This is a genomic window from Jatrophihabitans sp., from assembly GCF_051960575.1.
GTDB lineage: Bacteria > Actinomycetota > Actinomycetes > Mycobacteriales > Jatrophihabitantaceae > JBQCEE01.
The window spans coordinates 1-4,418 of record NZ_JBQCEE010000162.1 but is presented as its reverse complement, the minus strand read 5'-3'; the positions used below and the strand labels follow the sequence as shown (position 1 = coordinate 4,418).

3 protein-coding genes are annotated in these 4,418 nt (G+C 75.4%); all 3 read right to left on the bottom strand.

The window, feature by feature from the left end; genetic code table 11:
• The coding region (locus tag ACTHMS_RS09330) for a glycosyltransferase family 39 protein (protein ID WP_440306385.1) at positions 1 to 1,668 on the bottom strand (1,668 nt) is incomplete at its 3' end.
• 8 nt (positions 1,669 to 1,676) lie between these two features.
• On the bottom strand, positions 1,677 to 3,740 hold the full coding sequence (locus ACTHMS_RS09325) for an ArnT family glycosyltransferase (RefSeq protein ID WP_440306384.1): 2,064 nt from the start codon (positions 3,738 to 3,740) through the stop codon (positions 1,677 to 1,679).
• The coding region (locus ACTHMS_RS09320; protein WP_440306383.1) for a GtrA family protein at positions 3,737 to 4,418 on the bottom strand (682 nt) is incomplete at its 5' end. The genes ACTHMS_RS09325 and ACTHMS_RS09320, both read right to left, overlap by 4 nt.

Below are 4,418 nucleotides of genomic sequence, written 5' to 3'. Positions count from 1 at the left end.
GACGGTGCTCGCCCCACCGAGGCCGCCTGGCCCGCCGGCACCGCCTGCCCCGCCCCGGCCCTGGCCGCCGGCCGTGCCCGCGGTGCCGGTGGTGCCGGTGGTGCCGCCGAAGCCGCCCGGGAGACCGCCCGCGGTACCCGTCGGCCGGGTGCCACCGCCGGGCGCGCCGCCGGCGAAGCCGCCCGGACGCCCGCCGCCGAACCCGCCGAACCCGGCCGACGTGGCCGGCCCCGCGGTCGGCAGGGCACCCGAGTGCGCGGTCGAGGCGGTCTGGACGGCGTAGGCCGTGGGGCCGGCGAGCAGCGTGACGACGACGGCCACTGCCACCAGCCATCCGCGCGCACGGGCGGAGAGGACCAGGCCGGTCGCGAGGACGCCCGCGCCGAGCACGAGCCAGCGCAGCTCGGGGTGCCACGAGGCGCGGCCGAGCAGGTCGACCGTCCAGAGCGCGGTCACCGCGACGAGCGCGGCGAGCAGCCACCGGGCGCCGTCGTGCGCCCGGTTCCGCCAGAGCTCGGTGACGCCGAGACCGACGAGCGCGGCGATCGCCGGGGCCAGCGCGACCGTGTAGTACGCGTGGATGATCCCGCTCGCGAAGCTGAGGACGAGGCCGGTGACGAGCAGCCAGCCGCCCCAGACGAGCAGGCTCGCCCGCAGCCGGTCGGTGCGCGGCCGGTGCCACGTCAGCCATCCGAGTGGGACGGCGGCGAGCAGGGCGGCGGGCAGCAGCCAGGCGATCTGGCCGCCCATCTCGCTGCCGAACAGGCGGGTGAGCCCGGTCCGCCCGGACGAGAAGCCGCCCGTGCCGCCGCCGACGGCGCCGTTGTTGTCGCCTCCGGTGAGCCGCCCGAGGCCGTTGTAGCCGAGGACCAGTTCGAGGATCGAGTCGTGGTTCGTGCCGCCGATGTACGGACGCGACCCGGCCGGCCACAGCTCGACCAGCGCGACCCACCACCCCGCGGCAGCGACCATCGCCGCCCCGGCGACGAGCAGGTCGCGCACCCGCGTGCGCAGCGCCACCGGCGCGGCGACGAGGTATGCGGCGGCGAAGCCGGGGACGACCAGCAGGCCCTGCAGCATCTTGGTCAGGAAGGCGAGACCGAGCAGCGCGCCCGCCGTCGCCAGCCACCGCAGGCGACCGGCCTCGACCGCCCGCACCGTCGCGTACGCCGCGGCCGTCATCAGCAGCACGAGCAGCGCGTCGGGGTTGTCGTAGCGGAACATGAGCGCGGCGACCGGCGTGGTGGCCAGGGCCGCGCCTGCGAGCAGCCCCGCCGTCGGACCGCTGATCCGCCTGACCGCGGCGTACAGCACGGCCACCGCGGCGACGCCCTCGAGCGCCTGCGGCACCAGCACGGCCCACGAGTTGACGCCGAAGAGCTTCACCGACACGTCCATGACCCAGAGGGCGGCCGGCGGCTTGTCGACGGTGATGAAGTCGGACGCGTCCAGTGAGCCGAACAGGAAGGCGGTCCAGCTGCGGCTGCCCGCCTGCGCCGCCGCGGCGTAGAACTGGTTCGCCCACCCCGATGCCGAGAGGCCGACGAGGTAGAGGGCGGCGGTGCCGAGCAGCAACGTCCAACAGCCGAGCCGGTGTCCCTGAGCCGCCGTGCGCCGGCGCCCCGGCGTCGCCGCCGGGGTCGCCGTCACAACATGTGTGGAGCTCATGACGGCTGTCATGACGTCGCCTGCGACAGGTCGTACACGGTCTGCCCGCCGACGGTGGTGGCCTTGTAGTGCGACGCCACCCACGTCGCGATCGCGCTGCCGGCCGAACCGCCGCCCGGACCGCCACCGAAGCCGCCGGTGCCGCTGCCGATGAAGTAGGCGACCTTGCCCGCCTTCACCCAGGCCTCGAACTGCGCGAGCGTCGGGGCGTCGTCGCCACCGTTGAAGCCGCCGATGCTGATCACGGCCTTCCCGGACGCGAGCTCGAGCGCCCCGGCCGACTGCGAACCGACCGCGGCTGCTGCCCAGGTGGTCGTGGTCTTCTTCAGCAGGGCGACGAGGGCGCTGCTGGTGCTCGTGCCGCCGCCACCGCCTCGGGCGGACTGCGCCCCGCTCGGCAGCGAGCCGGTCGGCCGCGAGCCGCTGCCGGGAAGGCCGCCGGTCGGCAGCGAGCCGGACATCCCGCCGGGGAACCCGTCCGGGAGTCCGCCGCTCGGCAGCTCGCCGGTCGGTAGGCCGCTGCCGCCGAGGCGTCGGGCGCCGCCCGACCCGCTCGGGCCGAAGCCACCGGCACCGCCCGGGCCGAACCCACCGGCCACGGTCGGGCCCGCCGACGGCGTGCTGCCGGTGTGGGCGGTCGAGGCCGTGTTGAGGGCGTAGGCGCTCGAGCCGCCGGCGACGGCCACGGTGCCCGCGATCGCTACGACCAGGGCCGCGCGCCGGAACGCCGGCGCGAGCAGTGCGAGCACCGCGACGGCCGCGGCGACGAGCACGAGCCACACGAGCCAGCCGTGCCACGACGGTGTGCGGTGCAGCAGCACGGCGGCGGTGATGCCGGCCGCGGCGACGCCGAGTGCGAGCCCGCCCCGTGCGACGGCGTCGGCGCGCGACCGCCACAGCGTCACCGCGCCGATGCCGACCAGCGCAGCGATCGCGGGGGCCAGCTCGACCGTGTAGTACGGGTGGATGATGCCGCTCGCGTAGCTCAGCACCGCGCCGGTGACGAGCAGCCAGCCGCCCCAGAGCAGCACGGCGGCGCGCAGCCGGTCGGTGCGCGGCGCGCGGCGTCCGACGTATGCGAGCGCGGCGATCGCGACGAGCGCGGTCGGCAGCAGCCAGGCGATCTGGCCGCCCATCTGGGCGTCGAACAGTCGGGTGAGGCCGGTGCTGCCGCTGAAGCTGCCACCGGGGCCGCCACCCGCGCCACCGGACGACCCGCCGGTGATGCGGCTCAGCCCGTTGTAGCCGAAGGCCAGACCGAGCGCGGTGTTGTCGCCCGAGCCGCCGATGTACGGACGATCCGACGCCGGCGTCAGGTCGACGGCGAGCACCCACCACCCGGCGCCGACGACGACCGCGACGCCTGCCGCGAGCAGGTGCGCGACACGGCGGCCGAGCGTGGTCGGTGCGGCGACGAGGTAGGCGAGCCCGAGCGCAGGCAGCACGGTGAACGGCTGGAGGCCCTTGGCGAGGAACGACAGACCCATGACCGCGCCCGCGCCGACGAGCCAGCGCAGCGACGCCACCTCGATCGCCCGCGTGACGCAGTAGGCGGCAGCGACGATCAGCAGGGTCATCGCGGCGTCCGGGTTGTTGAACCGGAACATCAGCACCGCCACCGGCGTGAGCGCGAGCACCGCGCCGGCGACGAGGCCGGCCCAGTGCCCCGACCACCGCTTCACGGTCGCGTACAGCAACGCCACGGTCGCGACGCCCTCGAGCGCCTGCGGCACCAGCATCGACCAGGAGTTGAAGCCGAACAGGCGGCCAGACAGCTCCATCGGCCAGAGCGACAGCGGCGGCTTGTCGACGGTGATCGCGTTGCCCGAGTCGAACGAGCCGAAGAAGAACGCCTTCCAGCTCTGCGTGCCCGCCTGCACGGCGGCGGCGTAGAACTCGTTGGCGTAGCCCGAGGCGCCGAGGCCCGACAGGTAGAGCACGGCGGTGCCGACGAGCAGGGCGAGCAGCGAACCGCGCTCGCGTCGTCGGTGCGTGGCGCCGGCCCGTTCGGCGGGCGCGACGAGGGGCGGCGCCGCGGCGACGCCGGGGATCGGGGTGGCGGTGGTGGTCATGCGACGGACTCCTCGGACGGGCGGTCGGTGCGGCGGGCGAAGACCCAGCGGCGGAACAGGACGAAGCGCAGGACGGTCGCGGCGAGGTTGGCGACGACCAGCACCGCGACCTCGACCACGCGCGGCGGGTGCGACGTGATCGCGGTCAGCCCGGCGAGCGCGCCACTGGTGAGCGCGAGGCCGAGCAGGAAGACGATGAGGCCCTGCAGGTGGTGGCGGGCAGCGGGGCCGCCGCGGACACCGAAGGTGAACCGGCGGTGCGCGGCCGTGTTGGCGACGGCGGTGGCGAGCAGGGCGAACAGGTTCGCCCCCTGCGCGCCCATCGCCGGCCGGCCGAGCAGGAACAGCAGCAGGTAGGCGAGCGTGCTCAACCCGCCGATGACAGCAAACCGCAGCGCCTGCCGGGCGAGTCCGGGCGCGACGCCGGGCATGCCGACCGCACCGCGGCCGAGTTCGGCGCGCAGGTCGGCCAGCGGGATGCGTCCGGTCATCAGCGAGCGGGCCAGCCGCGCGACGCCTCGCAGATCGTCCTTGGCCGTCTGCACGATGTCGACCCGGCTGTCGAGGTCGTCGATCCAGTCGACCGGCACCTCGGCGATGCGCAGCCCGGCCCGCTCGGCGAGCACGAGCAACTCGGTGTCGAAGAACCAGGCGGTGTCCTGGACGTGGGGCAGCAGC

Excerpts from the sequence above, each read along its gene's own strand:
- ACTHMS_RS09325 (WP_440306384.1), bottom strand. The coding sequence starts at position 3,740 with ATGACCACCACCGCCACCCCGATCCCCGGCGTCGCCGCGGCGCCGCCC.